This is a genomic window from Brevundimonas abyssalis TAR-001 (genome assembly GCF_000466985.1).
Lineage (GTDB): Bacteria > Pseudomonadota > Alphaproteobacteria > Caulobacterales > Caulobacteraceae > Brevundimonas > Brevundimonas abyssalis.
The window spans coordinates 1-22,473 of sequence record NZ_BATC01000013.1 but is presented as its reverse complement, the minus strand read 5'-3'; the positions used below and the strand labels follow the sequence as shown (position 1 = coordinate 22,473).

Below are 22,473 nucleotides of genomic sequence, written 5' to 3'. Positions count from 1 at the left end.
GGAGCGATCCCGGGGCCTTCGTCTTTCTGAACCTGGCCGAGCCCTACCGGACTCCGGCCATGCCCTTCTTGAGAAGGGGCGAAGCAAGCAGCAGCAGCACCCCCACTCCGACGCCGGTCCAGCCGATGGTCCCGAAGATGGAGCCATAGGTCTCGAGAGCGAGGGCGCGGTTGGTCACCACCCCGGCGACAGTGTCGGTCGCAGTCGCCTGGGCGATCATGCCGGCCACGATGTGCGCAACCGAGGACGACAGGAACCAGACGCCCATCATCAGGCCCACAACCCGGTCGACCGACAGCTTGGTGATCATCGACAGGCCCACCGGGGACAGGCAGAGCTCGCCCATGGTGTGCAGGAAATAGGTGAAGAACAGGAACATCAGCGGGACCCGGAAGTCCATGTTGAAGGCGTTGGCCGCAGCCCATGCCAGCAACAGGAAGCCCGCGCCGACCAGCATCAGGCCCATGGAGAACTTGACCGGGGTCGACGGCTCCATGTTGCGCCGGGCCAGCCACACCCACAGCCCCGCGAAAATCGGTCCGAAGATGACAATGATCGCCGGGTTGAACATCTGCGTGTAACCGACGTTGAACCAGCCCGGCATCTCCGTCGACTGGTCCGCAAACAGGGTGAGGGACGAGCCCGCCTGTTCAAACAGCGCCCAGAACAGCACCGAGAAGAAGATCAGCACCTGGGCGACCAGCATGCGGCTGCGTTCAGCGCCGTTCAACTTCACGACGGTGTAACCGACCACGGCCACGAAGATCAGGCCTGCGGCCCAGGGCAGGACGGCCGAGATCAGTTCATGGCGCTGCAGCAGGAGCCAGGTCGGGAACACGGCGATCAGGCCCCCGATCCAGAACACCGCTTCAAGGGGAACGCCCAGGACGCGCGTGCCGGCCAGTTTCTCCGGGTTCGGCGGGCCGCCCCGGCCCTCGAGCCAGGGCTTGCCGAGGATGAAGGTGGCCAGACCCAGCAACATGCCGAAGCCGGCGAGGCCGAAACCGTATGCCCAGCCATAGGTGAACCCGAGGTACGAGCACAGGCCCGTGGCCAGAACGGCGCCAAGGTTGATGCCGACGTAGAAAAGCGTGAAGCCCGCGTCACGACGGGGATCGTTCTTTTCATAGAGCGAGCCCACGACCGTCGAGATGTTCGCCTTCAGGAACCCGACGCCGACGATGATCAGCGAAAGGGCCAGAAAGAGCGTCGGCTCGCCGAACCCGGTGTCGCGGGTCGTCTCCAGACTGTAGTCGCCCGAAGCGACGAAGGCCGGGAAACCGGCGGCGGCCGCCTGGGGCGTAGCCGGAACCGGAGAGTCGGCGGCGGCGGCCGGCGGCGTGCCGAGGCTCTCTCCCACCGTCGGGACGGCGACATCGGCGGCCGCGGCCGCCGCGGGTTCCGCCCCCACGGTGGAAATGCCTTCGGCCGTGATGCTGATTTCGACGCGCTCGTCGCCGACGACGACGAACTGGCGTCGGTCGGTGTCACGGCCCTCAACTTCCACCTGATAGGATTGGTCGCCGATGATGATCCGGTCACGACCTCCCTGGCCCTCGAAGGCCATGGTGAAGTGGCCGAGCACCAGAAGCACGGCGCCGATCATCACGCCTTGCGCTGGCCCAGATATTTATCGGCGATCATGCCGCCGACGACCGGCATCAAATAGACCAGAGCGCCGTAGGCGGCGTAGATGCCCGCGGCTTCGGCCGGTCCGAAAAGGAAATGCTGGACCAGGTAGATGGTCAGCATTGCGCGCATTCCGTAGAAGGAGAAGCGCTCCCACATCTCGGTCAGGAAAAGGATCACCAGCCCCCGCGGGTGTCCCAGGAATTCTTTACGGGGCGCCGAAAGCGCGCCTCCCCCATCCGTCGTGCTCAACGGCGTAGCTCCCTAAGCCTCGCGCCGACATGGCGCGCGAAGGCGCATAACGAGCACGGTCGCGATTGCGTCACAAGAGGCTGTGCGGAATCGGGACAGGGTGATCAGTGATCGGTCAGAGCCTGATCGGCCGGGACCGAATCCCGAAGCGATTCAACGAGGCCGTGATTCAGGCGCTCGAACCTAGTCCCGGGTGGGGTCGGGCTGGTCGGCGTCGCCGTAGGTCAGGGACAGGAAGACGTCCTCCAGATCCGGATCCTCGGTGGCGATGTCGCGGATGGCCACGCCCGCCTTCCTCACCGCCGCCAGCACCTGCTCGACGCTGGATTCGCCGGTGCGGTAGGTGACGGCGAAGGCGCCGTTGGGCCGCCCCTTCACCTCAAAGCCCTTGAGCGTCGGCGCCGTGGCCGAAGGATCCACCGGCGTCACCACCACATTGCGGGTGTCCAGCCGGGTCAGCAGCTGCGCCGTCGGCTCGCACGCCACCACCCGGCCCCGATTGACGATGGCGATGGTGTCGCAAAGCTCCTGGGCCTCCTCCAGATAGTGGGTGGTCAGCAGGATGGTCACGCCCTCGGCGTTGATTCTGCGGACATATTCCCAGAGCTGGCGGCGCAGCTCCACGTCCACCCCGGCGGTGGGTTCGTCCAGGATCAGGATCGGCGGATTGTGCACCAGGGCCTTGGCCACCATCAGCCGCCGCTTCATGCCGCCCGACAGCGCGCGTACATAGGCATTGGCCTTGTCCGACAGGCCCAGCGCCGCCAGCAGCTCGTCCGAGCGCCGCTCATTCGCCGGCACGCCGTAGAATCCAGCCTGCACCTCCAGCGCCTCCCGGGGCGTGAAGAACACGTCCGCCACGATCTCCTGCGGCACCACGCCCAGGGCCGCGCGGGCGTCGCGGGGGCGCTCGTCGATGTCGCGGCCCCAGATGGCGACGGTCCCGCCGGATTTCTTCACCACCCCGGCCAGGATGTTGATCAGGGTCGATTTGCCCGCCCCGTTCGGGCCCAGCAGGCCGAACATGGCGCCGCGCGGCACCACCAGGTCCACGCCGTGCAGCGCCGTCTTGGGCGGCGATTTGCGGTTGCCGGCGTAGGTCTTCTCAAGCCCCCGGACCTCGATGGCGTTGTCGGGCAGGGGGGCGTCGGATCGGGTCATGGGCGGTGTCGGCTCGGTCGCGAGAGGGAAATCGTTAGCGTTCGCGTAAAATTGACGGCTTAAGGCGTGGGCCGTAGGTATGCCGCCTTCCTCCCCACGCCAAGGTCATGAGCCCGATTATGCCCCCGCGCCACCCCGACATCGCCGTTCCGCCGCCCGAACAGATCGTGGTCAGCACCAGGCGCGTGGCCTGTGACGGCGGGGGCGGGGCGCTCGGCCACCCGCTGGTCTATATGGACATGGGCGACGAAAACTTCGTGGAATGCGGCTATTGCGACCGCCGCTTCGTGCTCAGCGCCCATCCGGCGCCTGAGAACGAATATCTGGATCCGGCGCCGCGCCACGACGAGGCGCACTGAGCATGCGCTATCTGCACACCATGGTCCGGGTGAAGGATCTCGACGCCTCGCTGCGCTTCTACTGCGACCTGCTGGGCCTCGAGGAGGTGCGACGCATGGACAATGAGAAGGGCCGCTTCACCCTGGTGTTCCTGTCCGCACCCAGGGACAAGACGCGCTCGGCCGCCGAACGCGCGCCCGAACTGGAGCTGACGTTCAACTGGGATCCCGAGGAGTACGCCGGCGGCCGCAATTTCGGCCACCTGGCCTACAAGGTCGACGACGTCTATGCGGCCTGCCGGCGGCTCATGGACGGCGGCGTCGTCATCAATCGCCCCCCGCGCGACGGCAACATGGCCTTCGTCCGCTCCCCGGACGGCATCTCCATCGAGCTGCTGCAGGAGGGCGAACCCCTCGCCCCAGCCGAACCGTGGGCCTCCATGTCCAATACGGGCAGCTGGTGATACCCTGCCCGCAATGACGCGAACGGTCCTCCCCAACCGCACAGCGCCGATCCTCGCCGCCGTCCTCGGGGCGGCGCTGACGGCCGCCTGCGCCTCCACCACCGAGACCAATCCCTCGCGCACGGCGACCGAGCAGCTTCTGGTGGCGCGGGCGACGGACCGGGCGGTGGACAATCTGACACTGCCGATCCCCGACGCGCCGTGGTGTTCGTGGACGAAACCTATTTCCGCGCCGAGGCGGCCCCCTACGCCGTCAGCGCCATTCGCGCCGCCCTGTCGGAGGCCGGCTACGCCCTGGCCCGCAACCGCGACCAGGCCGATGTGATCTTCGAGATCCGCGCCGGCGCACTGTCGCTGGAGCAGATGCGGCGGCTTCTGGGCGTTCCGGCCATGAGCGTGCCCCTGTCCGACTACCGGGTGGTGTCCTTCCCGGAGCTGTCGCTCTACAGCCGCCGGGACCGCACCGGCGTGGCGGAGTTCTCCGGCTTCGTCTACCGAGCCGAGGACGGGGCCCCCATCGCCGCCGTGGCCCCCATGATCGGCCAGTACACGATCCGCAGCCACCGCCTGCTGATGATGATGACCTGGGGCCAGCAGTACGCCGAGCCGGGCGAGCAGGACCCCGGCGAAAGCTGGTGGGAATTCTAGGCCGTCAGGTCGTCAGAACCACCTTGCCGGTGTGCGAGCCGGACTCCAGGCGCCGGTGCGCCGCCGCCGCCTCCTCCAGCGGAAAGACCCTGTCCACGATCGGCTTGATCCGCCCGTCCGCGACCCACGGCCAGAGCGTGGCCTCGACCGCCTCGGCCAGGCGGGCCTTCTCGTCCGCGGCGCGCGCCCTGAGCGTGGACCCGGTCAGGGTCAGACGGCTCCGCATCAGGCGGGACAGGTCCACCTGGGCCAGATTCCCCGACTGGAAGGCGATGACCACCCAGCGGCCGCCCGGCTTCAGCGCCTTCAGGTTCTGCTCCGCATAGGCGGCGCCCACCATGTCCAGCACCACGTCCGCCCCGCCCGCCTCCTGGACCGCCTCGAGGAACCGGCCGTCCGAGGCGTCGATGGAGACATCGGCGCCCAGATCCCGGGACGCCCTCGCCTTGTCGGCGCCGCGCGAGGTGGCGATGACCCGCGCGCCCGCCGCCCGGGCCGCCTGGATCGCCATGACCCCGATGCCCGAGGTGGCGCCGTGCACCAGCAGGGTCTCGCCCGCCGTCAGGCGTCCGTCCTCGAACACATTGGTGAAGACGGTGAAGGCGGTTTCGGGCAGGGCCGCGGCCTGGATGAAATCCAGACCCGCCGGAACGGGCAGCACATGGCGCGCATCGACCACCGCATGGTCCGCATAGCCGCCGCCGCCCAGAAGGGCGCAGACCCGGTCGCCGGGCCGCCAGCGGGTCACATCCGCCCCCACGGCCTCGATCTCGCCGGCGACTTCCAGCCCGAGGATGTCGGACGCGCCCTCGGGCGGCGGATACAGACCCTTGCGCTGCAGGATGTCGGGACGGTTCACCCCGGCCGCCCGCACACGGATCCGGACCTGTCCCGGCCCCGGTTCGGGCGTCGGCCGCTCGCCGACGACCAGCGCTTCGGCCTCGCCCGCGCCGCCCCTGATCTCGATCACGCGCATGCATGCTCCCTTGCAATCCCGAGCGCCCCGGCGCTTTCATAGGGGGTCAGGGGATGAGCGCAAGGCGAGGGAGACGGCGATGGTTTTCGATGATCTGGACCCCCGGCCGGCCCGTGGCGCGGCTGTGGCCGCCCTGGGCCGCGAGGACCTGGACCTCTATTCCGTCGAGGAGCTCGATGAGCGCATCGAGGGGCTGAAAGTCGAGATCGCACGCTGTGAGCGGGCGCGCGAAGGCAAGCAGTCGCAAAAGAGCGCCGCCGACGCCCTGTTCAGCTTCAAATCCTGAAATCGGACCGCCTGTGTGGGCTTTATTGGCACATGGGTTGCAAAGCAGGCCATGAGGGCGCCAGCATGGGCGCCGTAATCGGGCGCCGTCCGGGAATTGTGCATGTCTGAGTTGACCGCCGAGGACTCCATGACGGGCGTCGCCGTACAGGGCGGATCCGGGGGCGATTTTTCGCGCTCGGAGCTGTTCGACCGCACCTTCCAGGAAGGCATGGAGCTGGTGGAGGACACCGCCGCCTATCTGGATGGGGACGGGCGGCGTGAATCCAAGCTCCTGTCCCGCGCGGCGGCTCTGGCCTATGCGGCCGAGAGCATGAAGCTGACCACGCGTCTGATGCAGGTCGCGTCCTGGCTGCTGGTCCAGCGGGCGGTGCGCGAGGGCGACATGACGCCCCAGGCGGCGGGCGAGCGCCGGCACCGGCTGGCCGAGCGCAGGATCGAGAGCACCCCCACCCACGCGGAGCTGCCCATCGCCCTGGTGGAGTATCTGGTCCGGTCCGAGAAGCTGTACGACCGGGTGCTGTATCTGGACCGGCGCATGTACGGCGAAGACGCCGTCACCGCCGGCCCCAATCCCGTCCAGAGCCAGATCGACCGGCTGGCCGCAGCCTTCGGCGGCTGAACCCCGGTCTTACGGACCCACGTCCTCTTCATCCGGCTGGGCGGCGGAGACCGGCTGCGGCAGGCTGAGGTGGATGCCCAGGGCCTCGGCCAGACGGGCGTCGCGGTTGTAGACGTCCTCGCGGAACGCCACCCGGCCCTGCCCGTCCACGAAGGCGGTCCAGTACAGCAGGCGCACGCTGATCTCGCGGCCCGTCTCCACCCGCTGGGTGCGGCGGCTGTCCAGTGCCGTGTCGAACTGCGACAGGCGCGAGGGATCCGGCGCCAGCAGAAGCCGCGCGAAATCCACCGCATTCTGGACCCGCACGCAGCCGTGGCTGCGATGGCGGAAGGCGCTGTTGAAGGCGGCCTTGGACGGGGTGTCGTGCAGGAAGATGGCGTGGCTGTCGCGCAGCTCGAACTTCACATAGCCCAGGGCCGCGTTGGGCCCGGCGCGCTGGACCACATTGCCCGCCGGGGCGATGTACATGTTCTGGGACGCCAGATAGGCCGGGCCGCGGGGCAGGATTTCGTTCCTGGCGATGGAGGCCGGCACATACCAGGGCGGATTGGCCACCACCGAGGCGAAGGGCTTCTCCAGGCTGGGCGTCTGGTTGTTGGCGGTGCCGACCACGACCCGGTTGGAGTGCACCGGACGGTCGTCCTTCCAGTAGACCATGATGGCGGCCGCGGTGTTCACCTCGATGCGCTCGGGCGACAGTTCGCGCTTGAGCCAGCGGCGGCGCTCCAGGTTCAGGGCGATCTGGCGGGCCCGGTCCTCGGCCGAGGCCGACAGGGAGCGCTGGGTCGCCGGGCCGATGCGCCCGTCCACGCCCAGGCCATGCCGCAGCTGGAAGCCGCGCACCGCCTCCTCCAGTTCGGGGCCGTAGACGTCGCCGTTCAGGGCCAGGGTGCGTCCCTGCCCCTCGGTCAGGTCGCCCTCGGCCACAAGCCGGGCGCGCAGGGCCGGGATGCGCCGGTCCGAGGCGCCCGGTTCGATGGTGCCTCCTTGTGCGAACGCCGGCCAGCCGCCGGTTTCGCGGATCAGGCGGCGATAGCGCACATAGCCCGCCGACAGATTGGTGTAGCCGATGTCGGTGGGGGCCAGGGCCTCGAACCAGTCCAGAAGCCGGTCCCGCGACACGGCGTCGTGCAGGCCTGCGGCCAGATCGACCCGGTTCTTCTGCATCTCCCAGAGGTTCTCGACCGTCTCGGGGCGCACCGCGCCTTCGGCCAGAACCCGGGCGTATCCGAGCGCTGCGATCGAGGTGCGGATATCGGCGCTGGCCGGATCGGAGGCCAGACCGGCGAAGTCGAAATGGTCCGCGCCGGACAGGCCGTGACGCTCGGACCGCTCGGCCACCTGACCCAGGGTGCGCAGGCGGGGCGCCGTCCAGATCGGCCGCCAGCCGGCCATCTCGTAAAGCCGGCGCAGTTCCGGCTGAAGCGCGGCGGGGGCGCGGGTCAGCTGGCTGTTGAAGCTGTCATAGAAGGCGCGCGCCGCGGGGTCGCGCGGCGGCTGAGGCTCAACCGTCACGCCCGGCTGGCTCGTATAGGGCGTCTGGGCCTGAACGGCCGAAGCCAGGGCCGAGGCGGCCGCCGCCAGGGTCAATTGCCGTCGATTCATAACCATCAAGAGCCCAGTCCAGTCCGGCGCCGTCCGCCGGGACGCCCCCATTTATTCCAACACCCCAAGCTTACCGGCGTTCCGGCCAAACAAAAAGCGCCGGTCGGCTGACCGGCGCTCTTGTTGGTCGCGGCTGTGGCCCGAAGGCCGCGCCTTACTTCTTGAGGAAGCCGCCGTACTTGTTGGTGAAGCGCGACACGCGGCCGCCGCGGTCCAGCAGGGTCTGGTTGCCGCCGGTCCAGGCCGGGTGGGTGGACGGATCGATGTCCAGGTTCAGGGTCGCGCCTTCCTTGCCGTAGGTCGAGCGCGTCTGGTAGGTGGTCCCGTCGGTCATCACCACGGTGATGAAGTGATAGTCGGGATGGGTGTCCTTTTTCATCGGTCCGGCGTGTCCTGATTAGCGCCCCGTGACTGGGTCGGGACGATACCGACCGTCCGCGCGCAAAAAATGGAAACCCGCCGGAAGCCCCGGCGGGAGAGGGGCGGCGTTTACACCCATGGGCCTTATGAGGCAAGAGGCGCGGCCATGACCGCCACGCCGCCGCCATCCCGCGCCGACCTCGACCGTCCCAGCCCAGGCGCGGTCCTGGCCGAATCCATGACCGAGGCCGCCGAACGACGCGGACGGCGGCGCGACGTTCGTCCCCTGGGGCGGCTTCTGCCGTTCCTGGTGCGCCACAAGGGCAGCGCCCTGATCGCCGGATTCTGGCTGGCGGTGTCCACCATGGCCTCGCTCGGCCTGACCATCACCGCGCGGGGGGCCATCGACAACGGCTTCGCCCAGGGCGGCGCGGACCTGGACGTCTGGTTCCTGGTGCTGGGCGCCAATGCGGTGGGTCTGGGGCTGGCCACGGCCCTGCGCTATTTCTACGTCACCAAGACCGGCGAGCGCATGATCGCGACCTGCGCCAGGCCCTGTTCGGCCGCATCCTGAGGCTGGATCCCGCCTTCTTCACCCACATGCGCACCGGCGAGGTGCTGTCGCGCCTGACCACCGACATCCAGATGGTGGACTCGCTTCTGACCACCTCGGTCTCCTATGCGCTCAGGAACGTGCTGACCCTGATCGGGGCGACCATCCTGCTGCTCATCGTCAGTCCCAAGCTGACCGGCATGGTCATGCTGATCACGCCGTTGCTGCTCGGCCCGCTGTTCCTGTTCGGCCGCAAGGTCCGGGCCCTGACCGTGGAGTCCCAGGACCGGTTCGCCGGCGCCGTGGGCTTCGCGGGCGAGAGCGTCGACGCCATCGAGACGGTCCAGGCGTTCGGCCGCGAGGCGTCAGCCCGCGCCCGCTTCGATCGCGCCGTGGAATCCGCCTTCGCCGCCTCCCTGCGGCGCATGAACGCCCGCGCCTGGATGACGGCCCTGGTCATCGTGGTCATGTTTGGCGGCGTCAGCCTGGTCCTCTGGCTCGGCGCGCGCGACGTGGTGGCGGGGGTTATGACGCCCGGCGCGCTGTTGCAGTTCGTCCTGCTGTCGGTGTTCGCCGCCGGGGCCGTCGGCGCCCTGGGCGAGAGCTGGGGCGACGTTCAGAAGGCCGCCGGGGCCATGGACCGCATCGACGAGCTGATGAAGGCCGAGCCCTCCATCGCCACGCCGCCCCACCCCTCGCCCCTGCCCGACCCGCCGCGCGGCGAGGTCTCCATGAGCGGCGTGTCCTTCGCCTATCCGGGACGGCCGGATCTGCCGGCCCTGGAAGGCTTCGACCTGACGGTGCGCCCCGGCGAGACCGTGGCCCTGGTGGGCCCCTCGGGCGCCGGCAAGTCCACGGTGTTCCGCCTGCTGCTGCGGTTCTACGATCCCCAGACCGGGACCGTGCGGGTCGACGGGGTTGATGTGCGCGAGGCCGATCCCGGCGCCGTGCGCGAGCGCTTCGCCTGGGTCTCCCAGGAAGCCCCGCTGTTCTCGGAATCGGCGATCGAGAACATCCGCTTCGGCCGCGAGGACGTGCGCCTTGAGGAGGCCCGCGACGCCGCCGAGCGGGCCCAGGCCCTGACCTTCCTGGACGCCTTGCCGGAGGGCTTCGACACGCCGCTGGGCGAGCGCGGCCGTTCCCTGTCCGGCGGCCAGCGCCAGCGTCTGGCCATCGCCCGCGCGCTGGTCCGGAACGCCCCTATCCTGCTGCTGGACGAGGCCACCAGCGCCCTGGACGCCGAGAACGAACGTCTGGTCCAGGCCGCCCTCGATCAGGCCATGGAGGGCCGCACCACCCTGGTCATCGCCCACCGCTTGGCCACGGTCCTGCGCGCGGACCGCATCGTGGTCATGGACGGGGGCAAGGTGGTGGAGGAGGGGACCCATGCCGAGCTGATGGCCCAACGGGGCCTGTACGCCCGGCTGGCGGATCTGCAGTTCCGGACCCGGTGAGCCGGCGCGCGGAACATGGTATCATGGGCTCCGGATGAACCGCCGCTTCCGCGACGTGTTTGAGCCGTATGAACAATCTCGGGAGACTGACATGCGCATCGCGTTGCTTGCCCTCGCCGCCATCACCCTGACGGCCTGCGCCACCGGCGCCGGCGGGGACCGCTATAACGACGAACTGGACCGCCTCAGCCAGTCCTGCCAGGAGCGGGGCGGCATCCTCACCCCCGCCGGCACCCAGAGCGGACGGCCCAACACCGACTATGTCTGCGAAATTCGCGGCGCCGGCGGCAGCCTGCCCAGGGACTGAGCCCTTCACGCCGCAGCGGGCGCGGACTAGACCGGGGTCATGACCGATCCCATGGCCCCCTCCGCGCCCCTCGCCGGCGTTCGAGTCCTCGACCTGTCCCGTGTCCTGGCCGGACCCTGGGCCACGCAGCTGCTGGCCGATCTCGGCGCTGAGGTGATCAAGATCGAGCGGCCGGGGGCGGGCGACGACACCCGCCACTGGGGCCCGCCCTTCACCACCCGCACCGACGGCGCGCCCGGCGACGCCGCCTATTTCCTGTGCGCCAACCGGGGCAAGCAGTCGGTGGCCCTGGACATCGCCAGCCCCGAGGGCGCGGACCTCATCCGCCGCATGGCCGTCGACGCCGATGTTCTGGTCGAGAATTTCAAGACCGGCGGCCTGAAGAAGTACGGCCTCGATTTCGACAGCCTGAAAGCGGTCAATCCGAAGCTGGTCTATTGCTCCATCACCGGCTTCGGCCAGACCGGGCCCCGCGCCGCCAGGCGGGCTATGACTACATGATCCAGGCCATGGGCGGGCTGATGTCCGTCACCGGCCAGCCGGACGGCGCGCCGGGCGCCGAGCCCATGAAGGTTGGGGTGGCGGTGGCTGACCTGTTCACCGGCCTGTATGCCTCCAACGCCATCCTCGCCGCCCTGCATGCAGCGCGCGCGTCGGGCCAGGGCCGCCACATCGACATCGCCCTGTTCGACGTGCAGGCGGCCATGCTGGCCAATCAGGCCACCAATTATTTCGTGTCGGGGACGGCCCCACCCGCATGGGCAACGCCCACCCCAATCTGTCGCCCTATCAGCCGTTCCCCTGCAGCGACGGCAGGGTGGTGATCGCCGTGGGCAATGACGGCCAGTTCCGCGCCCTGTGCCAGGCCTTAGGCGAGCCGGATCTGGGGACCGACGACCGCTTCGCCGCCAATGCCGGACGTGTGGCCAACCGCGACCAGCTGGGCCCCATCCTGTCGGCCCTGACCGCGCCCCTGACCATGGCCGCCCTGATGCAGCGGCTGGAGCAGGCGGGCGTGCCCTGCGGTCCCGTCAATACGGTGGATCAGGTCTTCGCCGAGCCCCAGGCCGTGGCGCGGGGCCTGACCGTCGAACAGACCCGCCCCGACCTGAACGCCCCCGTCCGCACGGTGGCCAGCCCTATCCGCATGGACGGCGCGCCGCTGGTCAGCGACCGCCCGCCGCCCGCCCTGGGCGAACACACGGATGCGGTGCTGGCGCGCTACGGCAAGCCCGACCGGGCCTGAGCCGCCGTCACTCCAGGCACACCACCTGGGCCACGCGCAGATCGCGGCGCAGGCGGTCGGCGACGCGGTAATAGTTGTCGATGGTGACCGGCTCGCCCATGGCCTGTTCCCCCGCCCGCACCGTGCCGCGCAGCACCGGGCCCAGGGTGTCGGGGGCGGTGGTGTAGATGCGGCCCCGGCGCGGCGCCTCGGCGATGGTCACCCCGATCACCCGGCCCTGCCGGTCCATGGCCGGCGCGCCGGACAACCCCGACAGGGTGCCCGCCAGGCCGTCGGTGCGGCCCACCTCGGCCCAGGCCAGCACCGGTTCGTCCCGGGCGCCGCGCCCGGAGATGCGCAGGGTCTCGCGGCCCAGAAGGCGCGAGGTCACCTCGCCCGGGCCTCCTTGCGGATAGCCGGGATGGAACGCCCGCTGGCCCTGACGCAGGGGCGCCTCCAGCGCCAGGGGCATGGCCGTGGGGCCGCCGTCGGTGATCAGCAGGGCCACGTCCGCGCGCGGCGCCAGACGCACGTCTGCCGCCACCGCGCGCCCGCCGCCGATGATCAGGGCGGGCCGGGGGCAGCCCTCCACCACATGGCGCGCGGTCAGCCAGCGGCCTTCCGACGAAATGGCGAAGGCGGTGCCCATGGAGGGCTGGAAATGGGGCGGGGTCTCCACCATCACCATCGGATCGAACGGGGTGACGGGGCCCAGCAACGCGCCCTCGGCCTCGTCCGGAGGAGGCGGTGCGGGCGGATTGTAGACCCGCTCGCGCCGGGTGGTGGCGACCATCAGCAGGGCCAGCACGACAACCCCGTAGATCAGCCAGTCTGGAACCCTGGGAAAGCGCACTTGGCGGGTCTGGCCTCCCTCAGCCGGTCAGGGCCGCGGCCAGGATCAGGGCCGTGGCGACCTTGGCGGCGACCAGCAGCGCCGCCGCGGGGACCTCGCCGTCCTGGATGCGCTGGGGCAGGCCGGTCAGGACCATGTCCACCACGCGGAACGCCAGCAGCTGCATGACGACGGTGGCCACGCCCCAGATGACGATGTCGCGCACCGAGGTGGACACCGACAGCGAAACCGACAGGGGAATGGCCAGGCCCACCAGCACCCCGCCCAGGGCCACGGCCGCGGCCGCATTGCCCTCGCGGATCAGGGCGATCTCCTTCCACGGCGTCAGCAGCGCATAGACCGTGACCCCGGCGAACAGCAGGCCGAGCGTCACCGCCGCATGCATCAGGGCGATGGGAAACCCTGCGGCGAAGGCCTGGACCTCCGGGCTGGACAGACTGGGAACGAGCGACTGCGGATCCATGGCGCTTCATATAGGGACGAAGGGTGTGGAAAGCCTTGCCCGACTCCCGGGCCAATCCGCAAGCGCACACGGGTCACACGGCGAGGAATTCGCCGATGGGTTGTCAGGTGCGCGGTTTCAGGCCGCGGCTTCGGACTCCGGGGCCGCGCGCCGCGCGCTGGCCCGCAGCTTCTCGCTTTCGGACTTCAGCTGGCCGCAGGCGGCCAGGATGTCGCGCCCGCGCGGGGTGCGGATCGGGCTGGCGTAACCGGCCTTGTTCAGGATGGCGGCGAAGCGCTCGATGGTCTTCCAGTCCGAGCACTCGTAATCGGTCCCCGGCCACGGATTGAACGGGATCAGATTGACCTTGGCCGGAATGCCCTGGATCAGCTTGACCAGGGCCCAGGCCTCCTCGGGGCTGTCGTTGACGCCCTTCAGCATGACGTATTCGAACGTCACCCGCCGCGCGTTGGAGAGGCCCGGATAGGCCCGGATGCCCGCCATCAGCTGTTCGAGATCGTACTTCTTGTTCAGCGGCACCAGCACATCGCGCAGGGCGTCGTTGGTGGCGTGCAGGCTGATGGCCAGCATGGCCTGGGTCCGCGTGCCCAGCGCGTCCAGCTGCGGCACGACGCCGGAGGTGGAGACCGTGATCCGGCGCCGCGACAGGGCGATGCCCTCATTGTCCGAGATGATGTCGATGGCGTCGGCGACATGGTCGAGATTGTAGAGCGGCTCGCCCATGCCCATGAACACGATGTTGGACAGGCGGCGGTCTTCCTTGGGGGACGGCCATTCGTCCAGATCGTCCCGCGCCACCTGCACCTGGGCCACGATCTCGGCGGCGGTCAGGTTGCGCACCAGCTTCTGGGTGCCGGTGTGGCAGAAGGTGCAGTTGAGGGTGCAGCCGACCTGCGACGAGACGCACAGGGCCCCGGCCCGGCCCACGTCGGGAATGTAGACAGCCTCGATCTCGATGCCCGGCGCGGTGCGGATCAGCCATTTGCGGGTGCCGTCCTTCGACACCTGACGCTCTACGATCTCGGGGCGGGCCAGGGTGAAGGCCTCGGCCAGCTTGGCCTGGGTGTCCTTCGCGATATTGCTCATCGCCGCGAAGTCGGTGACGCCGTAGTGGTGGATCCAGCCCCAGATCTGGCTCGCGCGCATCTTCGCCTTCTCCGGCGGGCAGATGTCGGCGTCGATCAGGGCCTGACGCAGGCCCGCGCGCGTCAATCCGGACAGATTGACGGGGGCGGCGACGGCCGCGCCTGAAACACGCGAAAGATCGAGGGTCACGCCCACGGGCAAGGGTCCATGCGTTGGAGGGAGGCCGCCCCTATAGCACGAAACGGAGCGGATTTAAGGTGGGGGCGGATGGGGCGTTGCTCAAGCCTGAGCCCGTATATATGATACGCATATAAATCATATATTCCGGAGCGCTCCCCATGGGCATCGTCAACATCGAGGATGAGCTGCACGAGCAGCTGCGCCGGGCCAGCCGGGCGTCGTGCCGATCAATCAACGGCCAGGCCGCGTTCTGGATCAGGCTGGGCATGCTGTGCGAGCTGAACCCCGGCCTCACCTTTCAGGAACTGGTGGCGCGCGAGCTGAAGGCGGCGGGCGTCGAGGCCCCCGGCCTGACCGCCGCTGCATGACCAAGAGCCCGGCCGAGGTCGCGCTCATGGCCGAATCCGGCCGCCTGCTCGCCTCTGTGTTCACCCATCTGGACGGCCTGCCGCTGGCGGGCATGAGCACGCTGGAGATCAACGACCGGGTCGAGGCCTTCATCGTGGATCAGTTGAACGCCCGGCCCGCCAGCAAGGGTCAGTACGGCTACGGCTTTGTGCTGAACAGCTCGCGCAATGCGGTGGTCTGCCACGGCGTGCCGTCCGCCGATGAGGTCCTCGGCGACGGCGACATCGTCAATCTGGACATCACCCTGGAGAAGAACGGCTTCATCGCCGATTCCAGCAAGACATACCTGATCGGAACCGTGTCCGCCCCGGCCCGGCGGCTGGTGCGCACCACATACGAAGCCCTGTGGAAGGGCGTCTCCGCCGTCCGCCCCGCGCCCGCCTCGGCGACATCGGCCACGCCATCGAGCGGCATGCCAGGCGGGCGGGCTATTCGGTGGTGCGGGAGTACTGCGGCCACGGCATCGGTCGCGAGATGCACGAGGCGCCCCAGGTGCTGCATTTCGGAAAACCCGGAACCGGCCTGATCCTGAAGGAGGGCATGACCTTCACCATCGAGCCCATGCTCAATCAGGGTCGTGCGGCGGTCTGCACCGAGGACGACGGCTGGACCGTCGTCACCGCCGACGGCAAGCTCTCCGCCCAGTTCGAACACACCGTTGCCGTCACCGGAACCGGCGTGCACGTGCTGACGCTTCGGCCGGAGGAGCGCCGATCAGCAGCCTAGGTGGTGAAGGCGGGGCGAACTCCAGCCCAACCCATCCATTCGTCATCGCCGGGCTTGTCCCGGCGATCCATACCCTCGGACGGGTCCGGGCGAGCCCTGAACGCCAAGTGAGTATGGATTCCCGGCACAAGGCCGGGAATGACGATTTGGGGGCCATGAACCTCAAACCTCGGCGCCCAGCGCCTCCCCCAGAAACCCCGCAAACCGTTTCAGCGCCTCGTCGGTCAGGCTTGGTCGTGGCGCATGGGGCCGGCGCCGGTGGGTTCGTCGAAGGCGTGGGTGCCGTCCACGGTCCAGCGTTCGATCTCCACATGGCCGCAGGCCACGTCCAGCACTCGCTCGGCGTTGCGCACCGTGGTCAGGTGATCGCGCGCGGCGATGACGGCCAGGGTTTTCGGACAGTGGCGCCAGGGCCGGAACCGCCCCGTCGCCGCCACCCCCACATAGGGATAGGCCAGAAACACCGCCTTCACCCCAGACAGGTCGGCCGCCGCCGGATCGCGCAGCAGCATCTCGCCGGCCATCTCCCGCGGCGCGCTCAAGGCCTCCATGATGGCCCAGCCCCCGTGGCTCCAGCCCGCCAGGCCCAGCCGGGACCCATCCACGTCGGGCCGTTGCGACAGGCCCTGGATGGCCGCCATCACATCCCCAGCCCGCGCCCAGCCGCGCAGGCGCACCCCGGTGCAGACGGTGGCCAGGGCGAAGGCCCGGCTCCATCCGCGCGCGCCGAAACTGTCGATGATGAAGGCGCGTATCCCCGCCGCCTTCGCCGCCTCGGCGTACAGGGGCAGGTGAGCCCTCAGCCCCCCGCAGCGTGGAACAACAGCACCGCCGGCCGCGCCCGGTCGTCGTCGGGCCCCACATGTTGCGTGTGCGGCTCCAGCATCGCCCAGCGCTCGGCGGTGGTGTCCATGGGGGCTCCTTCAGCAACAGCGGCAGGCCGCCGCCCACCCTAGTCCGTCATCCCCGGCCTTGTCCCCGGGGTCCGGAGGTTCCCAAATGCGGCTGCGTCCGCATCTTTTTGATCCCACTGCTCCCGGCGCCCTTACACTGGGCGCCGGTGGACATGGAGCGGGAGGACGATTTCAGACGATTCAGACAATTCAGACCCTGTTTTTTTGAGTCCGGAGTCTGAAATCTAGTGCCGGAACACCCGCACCCCGGTGAAGGCCATGGCCACGCCCTTGTCGTCGGCGGCGGCGATGACCTCGTCGTCGCGGATCGAGCCCCCGGGCTGGATCACCGCGGTGGCGCCCGCCGCCACGGCCTCCAGCAGACCGTCGGCGAAGGGGAAGAAGGCCTCCGACGCACAGGCCGAGCCCTGCGCCAGCGAGTGGGCCAGTCCCCCAAATTGCTTGGCATGGGCCTCGCCCGCTTCCTTGGCCCGGATGGCGGCGATGCGGGCGGAGTCGCGCCGGTTCATCTGGCCCGCGCCGATGCCCGCCGTCTGGCCGGCCCTGGCGTAGACGATGGCGTTGGACTTCACGTGCTTGGCCACGGTGAAGGCGAACAGCATGTCGCGCACCTCCTCGTCGGTGGGCTGGCGCTTCGTCACGATCTTCAGGTCCGCGGGCGTGATGCGGGCCAGGTCGCGCGACTGCACCAGCAGGCCCCCGGCCACCGAGCGGAACACCTGCCCCGGCTGCAGGGGATCGGGCAGGCCGTCGGTGATCAGCAGGCGCAGGTTCTTCTTCGCCGCGAACACCGCCTTCGCCGCTTCGTCGGCGCCCGGCGCGATCACCACCTCGGTGAAGATCCCGGTGATCAGGGTCGCGTCGGCTGCCGTCAGCGGCCGGTTGACCGCCACCACCCCGCCGAAGGCCGACACCGCGTCGCACTCCAGCGCCCGGGCGTAGGCTTCCGACAGGTCCTTGCCCACCGCCACTCCGCACGGGTTGGCGTGCTTGACGATGACGCAGGCGGGCTCCTCGAACTCGGCCACCAGCTCATAGGCCGCGTCCGCGTCGGCGATGTTGTTGTAACCGAGCTCCTTGCCCTGCAGCTGGCGGGCGTTGGCCACGCCGGGGCGGGTCTCCGAGGTGCGGTAGAAGGCGCCCGCCTGGTGCGGGTTCTCGCCGTAGCGCAGGGTCTGGGCCAGGCTGCCGGCGATGGTCTTGCGGGCCGGGGCGGCGTCCTCCACCTGACCGGCGAACCAGCCGGACACCGCCGCGTCATAGGCGGCCGTGCGCGCAAAGGCCCGCGCCGCCAGTCGCTTGCGCAGGGCAAGGCTGGTGCTCCCGTCCGCCTTCAGGGCCGCCACGGCCTCGTCGATGGACTCCCGGTCCACGCAGACCGCCACATAGCCGTGGTTCTTGGCCGAGGACCGGATCATGGCCGGGCCGCCGATGTCGATGTTCTCCACGGCCGAGGCGAAGTCGCCCCCGCCCGCGATGGTGGCTTCGAAGGGGTAAAGGTCGATCCACACCAGATCGATGGGGCCGATGCCGTGCTCGGCCATGGCCTTCGCGTGCTCCGGCGCATCGCGCACGCCCAGCAGGCCGCCGTGCACCACGGGATGCAGCGTCTTGACCCGCCCGTCCATCATCTCCGGGAAGCCGGTCAGATCGGCCACGTCCTTCACCGGCAGGCCGGCTTTCTCGATAGCCGCCCGGGTGCCGCCCGTGGACACCAGCTCCACCCCCAGCTCGGCCAGGGCGCGGGCCACATCCTCGAGCCCCGACTTGTCGGACAGGGAGATCAGCGCCCGGACGGGTTTGACGGCGTCGGGGGCAGGCGGAAAGTCGGGCGCGGCGGGCATGGGAATCCGTTCTGGCAGGCTTGGGGCGGGGGAGGCGGGAACGGCGCGCCGTTAACACGCGCCGCCCGGTTCCGCCACCTTCGGCGCGCCTTACCCCGTCTCGCCGCTGGCGCCGGCCGGGCTCATCTTCCAGCGGATCCTGGTCTCGGCGTCGGTGCGGGCCGAGCCGCGCAGCACCAGCTGCAGCGAGCGCCGGGTCAGGCCGTCCGCCACATGGACCGAGGGCTCGATGTCCACGTCCGGCGCGTCGCTCCGGAACCACCAGCCCCGGCCCGAAGCGCCGCGCAGCAGAATGCTGCGCTTGTCCCGCGCCAGAGACGCCTGAACCCCCGGCTCCAGATGGAAGCGCACCGCATAGGGCGCCGCCAGCGGGCGGGCCGCGTCCTTGTGCCCGTCGCACGGATACAGCCGCTCCTCGGCCCGAAGTTCGTCCAGCCGCTGGTCCAGATACAGCCGGCGCTGATGCTTCAGGCCAAAGCGCGGGGCCCAACCGTCGTGCTCGATCTCCAGCCATACTGCGCCCTCGGCGGCGCGGTGCTGGGCGTCCACATGGATCGTGGGCCCCACAAGGCGCGTGCCCAGAAGGTCCGCCTTCCACCCGGTCAGGGGCTGGGCCATGGCCCCGTCGCCCAGACACAGGGTCGAGCCGGCCGGGGTCAGGCGCATGGCCTGCCGCTCATGGGCGCGCGGGGTCCAGCCGCAGTTGGTGACGATGCGGTCCCGCCCGCAGATGATCTCCATGGCCCCGGTCTGGGCGCAGGCCGTGCCGCTCCACGGGCCCGTGGCGGGCGGCGCCGCATCGGCGATCAGGGTCAGCAGCGGGGTATGCACCCGGGCGTAGCCGCCGGGGCCCATGCCCTCCACCGGGCCGGGATCGTCCTCGTCGTGGGCGCGGGCGGCGGCGACCAGGGCCGGGTCCAGCGCCCCGCCGCCCTGGAATGCGGCCAGCCGCCCGTCGGGCAGGGTCAGGGTGCGCAGCCCCATGGTCAGCCGCCCGATGGCCAGCGCCAGCTCCGGCGGCGGCGTCTCGGCCAGCTGCAGCAGCACGTCGTCCAGGGTCAGCAGGTCCAGCAGCAGCTCCAGGCCCGCCTGGGGCGAGCGGCTGGCGTGGGCGCCGTCCTCGCGCACCGTGTGCTTGAGGGCGGACGCCAGCTTGTTCAGGGCGCGGCGACGCAGCGACGCGCCCGCCTTGCCCCCCAGTGCACACCCGGCCACGGCCGCCGCCGTGCGCTGGGCAGCGTTCTCGGCCAGTCCGCCGGGGGGGCGCAGAAGCTGCCGCGCCTGCCGGGCCAGGATGTCGGCCAGCAGGGCGCGGTCCGCCTCATTGGCCACCGCCGCCATGCGCCGGGCCGCGCAGGCCAGGTTGAACACCCGCCGGGCCAGAATGTCGGGCTGCCATGAGAACGGCGACCAGTGGGAGAACACCGCGTGCCAGCCCAGGGTCAGGCGCAGCGCCTCGCGCGCGCCCTTCTCTCCGGCCAGCATCAGCGACGGCAGCCAGGCGAACTCGTGCAGGGCGACGGCGAACGACCGGCTGGGGCTGGGCCGGTTCCAGGGGTCCTCGGGGCTTCTCAGGTCCATGGACACGCCGGACAGCATCATGCGTCCGCCCAGCAGCGCGCGGCCGATCTCGGCGTCGCTGGGCCGGAAGTCGCGCGGCGTGGCGGCGAAGCCCTCGGCGCGGGGCCACTTCAGGGTCTGGTGATAGCCGGGCAGGCCGTACAGCTCGATGAAGGACTGGCGGGTCAGCAGGCGTCCCGCGATGGCCGGGGCCAGGCTCCAGCCGCCGGGGCTGGGCGCGCGCTTCACCGGCGCGGGCGCGGCGGGGCGCGAGGGATCGGCGAAGGGGGCGCTGGGCAGTTTCACGCGGCGGCCTTCAAAGCCTTTATGTTGTCGGCGTAGGCGTCCGCCCCCCCCTTGAACACCGAGGACCCCGCCACCAGCGCATCCGCGCCGGCGGAGACGCAGGCGCCCGCATTGGCCGCCACCACCCCGCCGTCCACCTGAAGGTGCGCGGGACTGCCGGCGCGATCGAGGATGGCGCGGGCGCGTTCGATCTTGGTCAGGGCGCTGTCGATGAATTTCTGGCCGCCAAAGCCCGGATTGACCGACATGATCAGCACCAGGTCCACCAGATCCACCACCTCCTCAAGGATGCTCAGGGGCGTGGCCGGGTTGAACACGATGCCCGCCCTGGCTCCCAGGCCCCGGATCGTGCCCAGGGTGCGGTGCAGGTGCGGTCCGCTCTCGGGATGGACGCTCAGAATGTCGGCGCCGGCCTCGCGGTAGGCCTCCAGCCACGGGTCCACCGGCGCCACCATCAGGTGCACGTCGAACGGCAGGGTCGAATGGGGCCGCAGGGCCTTCACCACCGCCGGGCCGATGGTCAGGTTCGGCACGAAATGGCCGTCCATCACATCCACATGCACCCAGTCGGCGCCCGCGGCCTCGATGGCCGCCACTTCCTGTCCCAGCTTCGCGAAATCGCTGGCCAGGATCGACGGACAGATCAGGGGAGTTTTCACCATGCCCCGACTTACGGCGGGCGCGCATGAGGGGCAAGCGGGGAGGGACGATCAGGCGGAGTTCAGATGACCTGAATCAGGAGCCAACTAATTTAGCTACAGCGTTATCAGCCCACGCGTCTCATACACCGAGGGCTCGTACGGCTTGGCCCGAATGAATGCCGAGGAGGATGTGTTGAGAATCACTTCCGCCTCCCCCGAAGTCGTCAGCTTCAGGAGCGGTGCCTGCCAATCGACGATTTCGCCCGCGAAATGCGATACCTGCCCATCATCGTGGACGGTGAAACTGTAAGTTTTTCCAATCTCAAACATCTGCATCTCCATGTCATCAGTATTCCAAGGATTGCATATCGTTGCGTCAATATCGGTCATGGAAAAGGGCGGGCCCATCGCTGGACCCGCCCTTCTGTTCAGTCTGAGCTGAATGGTCCCGGCTCGGCGTCGCGGGCCGCTAGGCGACCCGCTCGTTGGCCGGGATGACGGACTTAAAAGTCCATGCCGCCCATGCCGCCCATGCCGCCGCCCATGTCCGGGGCGCCGCCGCCCGAGGACTTCTTGGGAGCGTCAGCCACGGCGGCTTCGGTGGTGATCAGGATGCCGGCCACGGAGGCGGCGTCCTGCAGGGCGGTGCGGACCACCTTGGCGGGGTCGATCACGCCCATCTTCACCAGGTCGCCGTACTCCTCGGTCTGGGCGTTGAAGCCGAACGAGGCGTCCTTGTTCTCCAGCACCTTGCCGACCACGATGGAGCCTTCGCGCCCGCGTTCTCGGCGATCTGCCGGATCGGGGCCTGGATGGCGCGGCGGATGATGGCGATGCCCGCGGTCTGATCGGCGTTGTCGCCCTTCAGGCCTTCGAGCGCCTTGGTCGCCTTCAGCAGCGCGATGCCGCCGCCGGGGACGATGCCTTCTTCAACCGCCGCACGCGTGGCGTTCAGGGCGTCGTCGACGCGATCCTTCTTCTCCTTGACCTCGACCTCGGTCGAGCCGCCGACGCGGATCACCGCGACGCCGCCGGCCAGCTTGGCCAGACGCTCCTGCAGCTTCTCCTTGTCGTAGTCCGAGGTGGTGTCCTCGATCTGGCGCTTGATCTGGGCGATGCGGCCCTCGATCGCGTCCTTCTCGCCGACGCCGTCAACGATGGTGGTGTCGTCCTTGGTGATGGTGACCTTCTTGGCCTTGCCCAGCATGTCCAGGGTGACGTTTTCCAGCTTGATGCCCAGGTCTTCCGAGATCACCTGGCCGCCGGTCAGGACGGCGATGTCCTCCAGCATGGCCTTGCGGCGGTCACCGAAGCCCGGCGCCTTGACCGCCGCGACCCGCAGGCCGCCGCGCAGCTTGTTGACCACCAGGGTGGCCAGGGCCTCGCCCTCGATGTCCTCGGCGATGATGACCAGCGGTCGACCCGACTGAACCACGGCTTCCAGGATCGGCAGCATGGCCTGCAGCGAGGACAGCTTCTTCTCGTGGAGCAGGATCAGGGGCTCCTCGAGATCGGCCTCCATCTTGTCGGCGTTGGTGATGAAGTAGGGCGACAGGTAGCCGCGGTCGAACTGCATGCCTTCCACGACGTCCAGCTCGGTCTCGGCGGTCTTG

Annotated in this window: 21 protein-coding genes and 4 pseudogenes; 10 read left to right on the top strand and 15 right to left on the bottom strand. The window is 69.6% G+C overall.

Annotation, left to right across the window (positions count from 1 at the left end; all coding sequences use genetic code 11):
• Nucleotides 1–43: 43 nt before the first annotated feature.
• The 3 genes from MBEBAB_RS05510 to MBEBAB_RS05500 form a co-directional block, all read right to left on the bottom strand.
• Nucleotides 44–1,606: a peptide MFS transporter gene (locus MBEBAB_RS05510; RefSeq protein ID WP_052516749.1), complete on the bottom strand. Its 1,563-nt coding sequence runs from the start codon at nucleotides 1,604–1,606 to the stop codon at nucleotides 44–46.
• Nucleotides 1,606–1,881, bottom strand: a complete 276-nt coding sequence (locus tag MBEBAB_RS16090) for a hypothetical protein (RefSeq protein ID WP_200865108.1) — start codon at nucleotides 1,879–1,881, stop codon at nucleotides 1,606–1,608. Before MBEBAB_RS16090 ends, MBEBAB_RS05510 begins: the two co-directional genes overlap by 1 nt.
• A 183-nt stretch (nucleotides 1,882–2,064) precedes the next feature.
• A complete protein-coding gene (locus MBEBAB_RS05500; protein WP_021696949.1) occupies nucleotides 2,065–3,042 on the bottom strand; it encodes an ABC transporter ATP-binding protein in 978 nt (325 codons plus the stop codon).
• A 119-nt stretch (nucleotides 3,043–3,161) separates the two neighbouring features.
• Between MBEBAB_RS05500 and MBEBAB_RS05495 the strand changes: the two genes are divergently transcribed.
• The 3 genes from MBEBAB_RS05495 to MBEBAB_RS05485 all read left to right on the top strand — a co-directional run bounded on the left by MBEBAB_RS05495 (nucleotide 3,162) and on the right by MBEBAB_RS05485 (nucleotide 4,492).
• Entirely contained in the window at nucleotides 3,162–3,401 is a 240-nt protein-coding gene (locus MBEBAB_RS05495) for a zinc-finger domain-containing protein (RefSeq protein ID WP_021696948.1), read from the top strand.
• A gap of 2 nt (nucleotides 3,402–3,403) precedes the next feature.
• Nucleotides 3,404–3,844: a VOC family protein gene (locus MBEBAB_RS05490; protein ID WP_021696947.1), complete on the top strand. Its 441-nt coding sequence runs from the start codon at nucleotides 3,404–3,406 to the stop codon at nucleotides 3,842–3,844.
• Nucleotides 3,845–4,048: 204 nt separating this feature from the next.
• Nucleotides 4,049–4,492 (top strand): DUF6655 family protein, encoded by a 444-nt coding sequence (locus MBEBAB_RS05485; protein ID WP_242397095.1) that lies wholly within the window; start codon nucleotides 4,049–4,051, stop codon nucleotides 4,490–4,492.
• 4 nt (nucleotides 4,493–4,496) lie between these two features.
• Here MBEBAB_RS05485 and MBEBAB_RS05480 read toward each other — a convergent pair whose 3' ends face one another.
• Nucleotides 4,497–5,468: an NAD(P)H-quinone oxidoreductase gene (locus tag MBEBAB_RS05480; protein WP_021696945.1), complete on the bottom strand. Its 972-nt coding sequence runs from the start codon at nucleotides 5,466–5,468 to the stop codon at nucleotides 4,497–4,499.
• A gap of 79 nt (nucleotides 5,469–5,547) precedes the next feature.
• On the opposite strand from MBEBAB_RS05480, the gene MBEBAB_RS05475 reads away from it, so the two are divergent.
• On the top strand, nucleotides 5,548–5,754 hold the full coding sequence (locus tag MBEBAB_RS05475; RefSeq protein WP_021696944.1) for a DUF1192 domain-containing protein: 207 nt from the start codon (nucleotides 5,548–5,550) through the stop codon (nucleotides 5,752–5,754).
• Between the two features lie 129 nt (nucleotides 5,755–5,883).
• Entirely contained in the window at nucleotides 5,884–6,375 is a 492-nt protein-coding gene (gene rcdA / locus MBEBAB_RS05470; protein ID WP_045318920.1) for a protease adaptor protein RcdA, read from the top strand.
• Between the two features lie 9 nt (nucleotides 6,376–6,384).
• Here the strand turns inward: rcdA and MBEBAB_RS05465 are convergent, their stop codons facing one another.
• On the bottom strand, nucleotides 6,385–7,965 hold the full coding sequence (locus tag MBEBAB_RS05465) for a L,D-transpeptidase family protein (protein ID WP_242397094.1): 1,581 nt from the start codon (nucleotides 7,963–7,965) through the stop codon (nucleotides 6,385–6,387).
• A gap of 169 nt (nucleotides 7,966–8,134) precedes the next feature.
• Entirely contained in the window at nucleotides 8,135–8,359 is a 225-nt protein-coding gene (rpmE, locus tag MBEBAB_RS05460) for a 50S ribosomal protein L31 (RefSeq protein WP_021696940.1), read from the bottom strand.
• A gap of 147 nt (nucleotides 8,360–8,506) precedes the next feature.
• On the opposite strand from rpmE, the pseudogene MBEBAB_RS05455 reads away from it, so the two are divergent.
• From MBEBAB_RS05455 to MBEBAB_RS18600, 3 genes and pseudogenes are all read left to right on the top strand, one after another.
• Nucleotides 8,507–10,347: pseudogene (locus MBEBAB_RS05455) on the top strand (ABC transporter transmembrane domain-containing protein).
• A 91-nt stretch (nucleotides 10,348–10,438) separates the two neighbouring features.
• Nucleotides 10,439–10,654, top strand: a complete 216-nt coding sequence (locus MBEBAB_RS05450; protein WP_021696938.1) for a hypothetical protein — start codon at nucleotides 10,439–10,441, stop codon at nucleotides 10,652–10,654.
• A 39-nt stretch (nucleotides 10,655–10,693) separates the two neighbouring features.
• A pseudogene (locus MBEBAB_RS18600) lies at nucleotides 10,694–11,900 on the top strand (CaiB/BaiF CoA transferase family protein).
• 7 nt (nucleotides 11,901–11,907) lie between these two features.
• Here the strand turns inward: MBEBAB_RS18600 and MBEBAB_RS05440 are convergent.
• The 3 genes from MBEBAB_RS05440 to rlmN form a co-directional block, all read right to left on the bottom strand.
• Nucleotides 11,908–12,732, bottom strand: coding sequence for a S1 family peptidase (locus tag MBEBAB_RS05440; protein WP_021696936.1), 825 nt, complete (start codon nucleotides 12,730–12,732; stop codon nucleotides 11,908–11,910).
• A 19-nt stretch (nucleotides 12,733–12,751) separates the two neighbouring features.
• Nucleotides 12,752–13,195, bottom strand: coding sequence for a DUF350 domain-containing protein (locus MBEBAB_RS05435; protein WP_021696935.1), 444 nt, complete (start codon nucleotides 13,193–13,195; stop codon nucleotides 12,752–12,754).
• Between the two features lie 117 nt (nucleotides 13,196–13,312).
• Nucleotides 13,313–14,476 carry a dual-specificity RNA methyltransferase RlmN gene (gene rlmN, locus MBEBAB_RS05430; RefSeq protein ID WP_021696934.1) on the bottom strand — a complete coding sequence of 388 codons (1,164 nt, stop codon included), beginning with the start codon at nucleotides 14,474–14,476 and terminating at the stop codon, nucleotides 13,313–13,315.
• A 143-nt stretch (nucleotides 14,477–14,619) separates the two neighbouring features.
• Here rlmN and MBEBAB_RS05425 point away from each other — a divergent pair, with 143 nt between their 5' ends.
• Nucleotides 14,620–14,829: a ParD-like family protein gene (locus MBEBAB_RS05425; protein ID WP_021696933.1), complete on the top strand. Its 210-nt coding sequence runs from the start codon at nucleotides 14,620–14,622 to the stop codon at nucleotides 14,827–14,829.
• Nucleotides 14,826–15,595, top strand: a pseudogene (map, locus tag MBEBAB_RS18595) (type I methionyl aminopeptidase). Before MBEBAB_RS05425 ends, map begins: the two are co-directional and overlap by 4 nt.
• Before the next feature lie 224 nt (nucleotides 15,596–15,819).
• Here map and MBEBAB_RS05415 read toward each other — a convergent pair.
• The 6 genes and pseudogenes from MBEBAB_RS05415 to groEL all read right to left on the bottom strand — a co-directional run.
• Nucleotides 15,820–16,335 carry a dienelactone hydrolase family protein gene (locus MBEBAB_RS05415; protein ID WP_242397098.1) on the bottom strand — a complete coding sequence of 172 codons (516 nt, stop codon included), beginning with the start codon at nucleotides 16,333–16,335 and terminating at the stop codon, nucleotides 15,820–15,822.
• Nucleotides 16,336–16,733: 398 nt separating this feature from the next.
• Nucleotides 16,734–18,353, bottom strand: a complete 1,620-nt coding sequence (gene purH / locus MBEBAB_RS05410; protein ID WP_021696930.1) for a bifunctional phosphoribosylaminoimidazolecarboxamide formyltransferase/IMP cyclohydrolase — start codon at nucleotides 18,351–18,353, stop codon at nucleotides 16,734–16,736.
• A gap of 90 nt (nucleotides 18,354–18,443) precedes the next feature.
• The gene (locus tag MBEBAB_RS05405; RefSeq protein ID WP_021696929.1) at nucleotides 18,444–20,219 is read right to left on the bottom strand and encodes a heparinase II/III family protein; all 1,776 of its coding nucleotides are present in this window, start codon (nucleotides 20,217–20,219) and stop codon (nucleotides 18,444–18,446) included.
• Entirely contained in the window at nucleotides 20,216–20,878 is a 663-nt protein-coding gene (gene rpe / locus MBEBAB_RS05400) for a ribulose-phosphate 3-epimerase (protein WP_242397097.1), read from the bottom strand. Before rpe ends, MBEBAB_RS05405 begins: the two co-directional genes overlap by 4 nt.
• 96 nt (nucleotides 20,879–20,974) lie before the next feature.
• On the bottom strand, nucleotides 20,975–21,250 hold the full coding sequence (locus MBEBAB_RS05395; protein ID WP_148291447.1) for a hypothetical protein: 276 nt from the start codon (nucleotides 21,248–21,250) through the stop codon (nucleotides 20,975–20,977).
• Nucleotides 21,251–21,363: 113 nt separating this feature from the next.
• Nucleotides 21,364–22,473: pseudogene (gene groEL / locus MBEBAB_RS05390) on the bottom strand (chaperonin GroEL); the annotation flags it as partial.

Bases quoted from the DNA above. Each gene is read 5' to 3' on its own strand.
- MBEBAB_RS05495 (WP_021696948.1), top strand. From the start codon at position 3,162: ATGCCCCCGCGCCACCCCGACATCGCCGTTCCGCCGCCCGAACAGATC.
- purH (WP_021696930.1), bottom strand. From the start codon at position 18,353: ATGCCCGCCGCGCCCGACTTTCCGCCTGCCCCCGACGCCGTCAAACCC.
- rpmE (WP_021696940.1), bottom strand. From the start codon at position 8,359: ATGAAAAAGGACACCCATCCCGACTATCACTTCATCACCGTGGTGATG.
- MBEBAB_RS05475 (WP_021696944.1), top strand. From the start codon at position 5,548: ATGGTTTTCGATGATCTGGACCCCCGGCCGGCCCGTGGCGCGGCTGTG.
- MBEBAB_RS05450 (WP_021696938.1), top strand. From the start codon at position 10,439: ATGCGCATCGCGTTGCTTGCCCTCGCCGCCATCACCCTGACGGCCTGC.
- MBEBAB_RS05480 (WP_021696945.1), bottom strand. From the start codon at position 5,468: ATGCGCGTGATCGAGATCAGGGGCGGCGCGGGCGAGGCCGAAGCGCTG.
- MBEBAB_RS05395 (WP_148291447.1), bottom strand. From the start codon at position 21,250: ATGACCGATATTGACGCAACGATATGCAATCCTTGGAATACTGATGAC.
- MBEBAB_RS05510 (WP_052516749.1), bottom strand. From the start codon at position 1,606: ATGATCGGCGCCGTGCTTCTGGTGCTCGGCCACTTCACCATGGCCTTC.
- MBEBAB_RS05435 (WP_021696935.1), bottom strand. From the start codon at position 13,195: ATGGATCCGCAGTCGCTCGTTCCCAGTCTGTCCAGCCCGGAGGTCCAG.
- MBEBAB_RS05500 (WP_021696949.1), bottom strand. From the start codon at position 3,042: ATGACCCGATCCGACGCCCCCCTGCCCGACAACGCCATCGAGGTCCGG.
- MBEBAB_RS05425 (WP_021696933.1), top strand. From the start codon at position 14,620: ATGGGCATCGTCAACATCGAGGATGAGCTGCACGAGCAGCTGCGCCGG.
- MBEBAB_RS05490 (WP_021696947.1), top strand. From the start codon at position 3,404: ATGCGCTATCTGCACACCATGGTCCGGGTGAAGGATCTCGACGCCTCG.
- rcdA (WP_045318920.1), top strand. From the start codon at position 5,884: ATGACGGGCGTCGCCGTACAGGGCGGATCCGGGGGCGATTTTTCGCGC.